The 4658-nt window shown below is 57.1% G+C and carries 5 protein-coding genes; 4 read left to right on the forward strand and 1 reads right to left on the reverse strand.

The genetic code is table 11. The features are described 5' to 3' along the window. Nucleotides 1-274 precede the first annotated feature (274 nt). The 4 genes from BJI47_RS23165 to BJI47_RS23180 all read left to right on the forward strand — a co-directional run bounded on the left by BJI47_RS23165 (nt 275) and on the right by BJI47_RS23180 (nt 3976). Nucleotides 275-1474 (forward strand): IS30 family transposase, encoded by a 1200-nt coding sequence (locus tag BJI47_RS23165; RefSeq protein ID WP_125458815.1) that lies wholly within the window; start codon nt 275-277, stop codon nt 1472-1474. Then, the gene (locus BJI47_RS23170; protein ID WP_176225041.1) at nt 1458-1805 is read left to right on the forward strand and encodes an integrase core domain-containing protein; all 348 of its coding nucleotides are present in this window, start codon (nt 1458-1460) and stop codon (nt 1803-1805) included. The genes BJI47_RS23165 and BJI47_RS23170 overlap by 17 nt, the downstream gene beginning before the upstream one ends. A 163-nt stretch (nt 1806-1968) precedes the next feature. Continuing rightward, entirely contained in the window at nt 1969-3126 is a 1158-nt protein-coding gene (locus BJI47_RS23175; protein ID WP_088945953.1) for a DNA cytosine methyltransferase, read from the forward strand. Nucleotides 3127-3391: 265 nt separating this feature from the next. After that, on the forward strand, nt 3392-3976 hold the full coding sequence (locus BJI47_RS23180) for a hypothetical protein (RefSeq protein ID WP_217808581.1): 585 nt from the start codon (nt 3392-3394) through the stop codon (nt 3974-3976). Between the two features lie 45 nt (nt 3977-4021). Here BJI47_RS23180 and BJI47_RS23185 read toward each other — a convergent pair whose 3' ends face one another. After that, nucleotides 4022-4534, reverse strand: a complete 513-nt coding sequence (locus tag BJI47_RS23185; RefSeq protein ID WP_088945954.1) for a hypothetical protein — start codon at nt 4532-4534, stop codon at nt 4022-4024. Nucleotides 4535-4658: the final 124 nt, after the last annotated feature.

Consider the following 4658-nt stretch of genomic DNA (forward strand, 5'->3'; position numbering starts at 1 on the left):
TCGTCGCAACACCCTGATCTCGGAGGTATGCGACATGGCTACAGCAGACTGGAGCAAGAAGGCCAGCGATGTTGCAAGAAACACTCGTCGGCAGTGGCGTGCTGATCGTGCGCTTCGCCCAGCGATGCGTTCGCCCGGGCGACCGGAGCCTTCGCGGGTGGTGCAACGTCAGTTCTGGCGGTTGATTGCGACCGGAATGAGCACCGCGGAGGCATCTTTGACGGTCGGCGTGTCGGTCCCAGTCGGGTCGCGGTGGTTCCGCCACGCTGGCGGAATGACGCCACTGAGTCTCGATGAGCCCACCGGCCGCTACCTTTCGTTCGCCGAACGCGAGGAAATCGCACTGCTGCGCGCCCAGGACGTCGGCGTCCGCGAGATCGCCCGCAGGATCGGCCGCGACCCAGGAACAATCTCACGCGAACTGCGCCGTAACGCAGCAACCCGGAGCGGAAAACTGTTCTACCGTGCCCTGGTCGCGCAGTGGAAAGCACAACAGGCCTCGAAGCGTCCGAAGTCCGCGAAACTGTTGAACAACAACCAGTTACGTGAATACGTACAAGAACGTTTAGCGGGCAGTGCCCGGTTATCGGACGGCACGGTCATCAGTGGACCGCAGCCACCGCCGTGGAAGGGGTTGAACAAGCCGCATCGACAGGACCGGAGGTGGGCGACGGCGTGGAGCCCGGAGCAGATTTCGCAGCGGCTGAAAGTCGACTTCCCGGATGATGAGTCCATGCGTATCAGCCAGGAGGCGATCCACGAATCACTATTCATCGAGGGCCGAGGCGCCCTCAAACGCGATTTGGTGACGTGTCTGCGTACAGGCCGCGCACTGCGGGAGCCACGTGCGCGCTCGCGGAACAAGCCACAGGGGCATGTCACCGCGGATGTCGTTCTCTCCGAACACCCGCCTGAAGCCGATGATCGCGCGTTCCCTGGGCATTGGGAGGATGACCTGATCATCGGGACGGGCCGCTCTGCGATCGGCACACTCGTCGAGCGCAGCAGTCGATGCACGATCCTCGTGCACCTTCCCCGGCTGGAAGGCTGGGGTGATAACCCGCCAGTGAAAAACGGTCCGTCGCTGGGCGGTTACGGAGCTGTCGCAATGAATGCCGCTTTGGCGGAATCGATCACCGAGCTCCCCGAGCAGCTGCGCAAGACCCTCACCTGGGACCGCGGCAAGGTGCTGTCCGGGTATGCCCAGTTCGCGCTCGATACCGGCACCAAAGTGTACTTCGCCGATCCGCACTCTCCTTGGCAGCGACCTACCAACGAAAACACCAATGGAGTTCTGCGGCAATACTTCCCGAAAGGCACTGATCTGTCTCGCTGGTCCGCCAAGGACCTCGAAGCCGTCGCACTCGCCGTCAACAACCGACCACGCAAGAGCCTCGGATGGAAGACCCCCGCCGAAGTCTTTACCGAGCAGCTAGGCTCACTCCAACAGCCCGGTGTTGCAACGACCGGTTGAACTTGCCCAATACACCTCGATCGCGTTCGCGGAAACGCTTGTGCTCGAGGGCATTGCGGCATCGATCGGAAGTGTCGGGGATGCCTACGACAATGCGTTGGCGGAGAGCATAATTGGGTTATTCAAGACCGAGGCGGTATCGAAGCGGAGCCCGTTCCTGAACGGGCCGATGGAGACCATCGACGATGTCGAGTTTGCCACGATGGGGTGGGTCGACTGGTTCAATCAACGCCGACTCCACAGCACCCTCGACTACCTCACATCAGAAGAGTTCGAGGAGGTCTACTACAGTCAAGAATCGGCACTCCACCCGGAGATGTTGCAAGCGTAGGAGCGGCAAGAAACCCGGGACGGTTCAGTTCGCCTGCCACCGCAGTCGGGCGCTCTGCTCTGGCGGATCAACCTTTGATGGTTGGCCTCTTCTGCAGTTCCGCGTCAACTGCGATGCGTATGCCTCTCGCTGACTTGACGGTATGCCGCCGTAGGATACGGGCATGGTCTCGAAGCGTTCCCTCGCACTGGTTTCAACTGAGTCACATCCGCAGGCCGCAGAATTCTTTGCCGGCATCGGGTTGGCGAGGCTGGGGCTTGAAGCTTCGGGTGTAAAGGTTAGTTGGGCCAACGACTTTGACGATGTCAAGGCATCGATGTATCGAACCCACTTCAGAGACGAAGTCAATCATCTCGTACACGGCGACATCGGCAAAGTGACGGGCGACGACATCCCCGATGTGGACATTGCGTGGTCGAGTTTTCCCTGCACGGACCTGTCGTTGGCAGGCAACCGCAAAGGACTGGCAGGTCACGCGTCGGGCACGTTCTGGCAGTTCACCCGAATTCTCGACGAGATGAAGGATCGGCGGCCGCCTGTCGTCGCGTTGGAGAATGTCGTGGGGTTTGCCACATCACACGGCGGCGACGATCTCGCGGCGGCGATCAAGAGCCTGAACGACCTCGGGTACTCCGTCGATGTTCTTACGCTTGACGCACGGCGGTTTGTTCCGCAATCGCGGCCTCGGTTGTTCCTGGTCGGAGCTCTAACACCACCAAAAGACGTTCCAGACCCCAATAGCGAGCTGCGGCCCGACTGGCTGCAAGCCTCGTATGGCGATCCAACTCTCGTAACCCACCGAGCGCAGCTGCCGGCTCCACCTGCGCCCCTCACGTCGGGACTGAAGAAAGTAATCGATACCACCCACGACTGGTGGCCGGTTGAGCGGACCGAACGCTTTCTCGAATCCCTCTCCTTCGTTCAGGACGAGAGGCTGAATATTTTGAAGATTCGCCGAGCCTGGACGTACCGCACGGCCTACCGTCGGACGCGAGACGGCGTTGCTCGATGGGAGGTGAGGCCGGACGACATCTCGGGGTGCCTCCGAACAGCGCGAGGCGGGTCATCCAAACAAGCTGTAGTTAGGGCTGGCTACGGCAAAGTGCAAGTGAAATGGATGACCCCGACGGAGTACGCCAGGCTGATGGGGGCACCTGACTTTAATCTTGATGGTGCAAGGAACAACCAAGCGCTCTTCGGGTTCGGTGATGCTGTCTGCGTTCCGGCAGTGACTTGGTTGTCCAAGAACTATTTAATTCCACTCGCGAATGGAATTTTGAACGGGCAGTCTTCCGGCGATCGGGTTATGAACGTTGTCTAGTAAAAGCAAAGCCACAACGGATGTCAAAATTAAAAGACCCGTAAAGAGTTCGTTACCAGCGGAGCCGGTAAGGGAATTTCGAAAGCTTTTGAGGGCAGCTCTACGATACAAGTGTGAGAATGGGAGCACAGTCGGCAGCAGCACCTGGGGTATCTACGCTTTTTACGATTATGAGGGTGAGCCAATTTACGTTGGTCAGACGAAGGAGGGCATCTCCACACGTGTTAACCGTCATCTAACTAATCAGCGAACGGATGCGGTGGCGATGCGGATTCTTGACATTTTTGAAGTCGCAGAAGTGGAGTTGTGGCCAATTTGGGATCTTTCTGGCGAACCAACAAAAGGCGATAAGAAGGATGAACAAAAAGACCAGCGGTTCAGGGACGCCCAAAGCCTACTAGATTCGAGTGAATACACTGCCTATCTACGCGCTATTGAAAGATCGAAGTTTGGCGCAATACTAAATGAGAAAATTCCCCCGTTGAGTGAGCGAGTACTGCTCCAGGAGTCGTACCGATTCCCACTTATCACAGAGAAAATGAGAGTTGATCGCGGGCATCCCGATGTTCGCATTGCACGACGGGCAGAAACTATTTCGCGCCTGGCCGCTGTTGCGCATGAACGTGGGGAGGTCTCCGATGGTCTTCGCCGGGTGTTGGTGATCCAAGCCGTGCGATTGGCATACATTGCCGCCGTGCGCCTTGCGATCGTCGAGGGTCGTGAAGAGCCAGCTCCGGATGCGATTTCAGTTGAGGGTCTCGTCGGTTCGGTCCTGTACGAGCACGAGGACCCAGAGGGATTTAATCGTGATGAGAATGACGCGAGCGCAGATGGTCCGGATGATGTTTAGATATGCCTCCTAACTGAAACGTGGCTCGTGACTTAGATCAGCGTTTTAGTGGTCGCCTTTCGGCTCGTTTAGGATCGTTCCGCTCGATTCCGAGGCTTTAAGCCCTGGCATGTTAAAAGCGAAAATTCGGGATGTGTACAGGTTCGAATGAATGATTGGCCACTGGAAACCGAACTGGCGAGAAACGGACTCGATTGCATCTCGCACCCAATTCGCATGATGTGGATGCACGAAAACGTTTTGAATGAGTTTGGTTGAGTCGACATCAATTCGACTAACTTTTGGCCATGTGACTGTTTCATCTGCGCTGTTGGCCTGTATATATGCAGCGAGGTCCGGTGCGTGAGAAATCAGCCGTATTTCGTGCTCAAAATCAAAACTGTTTCTCTTGTAAAAGTAGTCATCGGTATAGGTGTTGGTTGGCAGACGGTCTCGCTCGTAGTCAAGGTATTTGATTCTTCCGCCGAATAACTTCGCGTCGGTCTTGAGGCTTTCGCGTAAATTTCCCCAGGTCGAACGAATCGCGATACCGGCGTTCTCGCCATAGATCTTCCACATTGCGGCTGACTCAAAATTGATAGCATTTCAGCATGATACGTATGTAGTGTCGCTTGCCCGAGTGATGGGACCACCTGATTGCCAGAGGGTAGGGACCACCGTGGCGCGTTATTGAGGATGCTCG

Origin of the sequence: Rhodococcus sp. 1168, assembly GCF_002091955.1 — a bacterium.
In the GTDB taxonomy this organism is placed as follows: Bacteria; Actinomycetota; Actinomycetes; order Mycobacteriales; family Mycobacteriaceae; genus Rhodococcoides.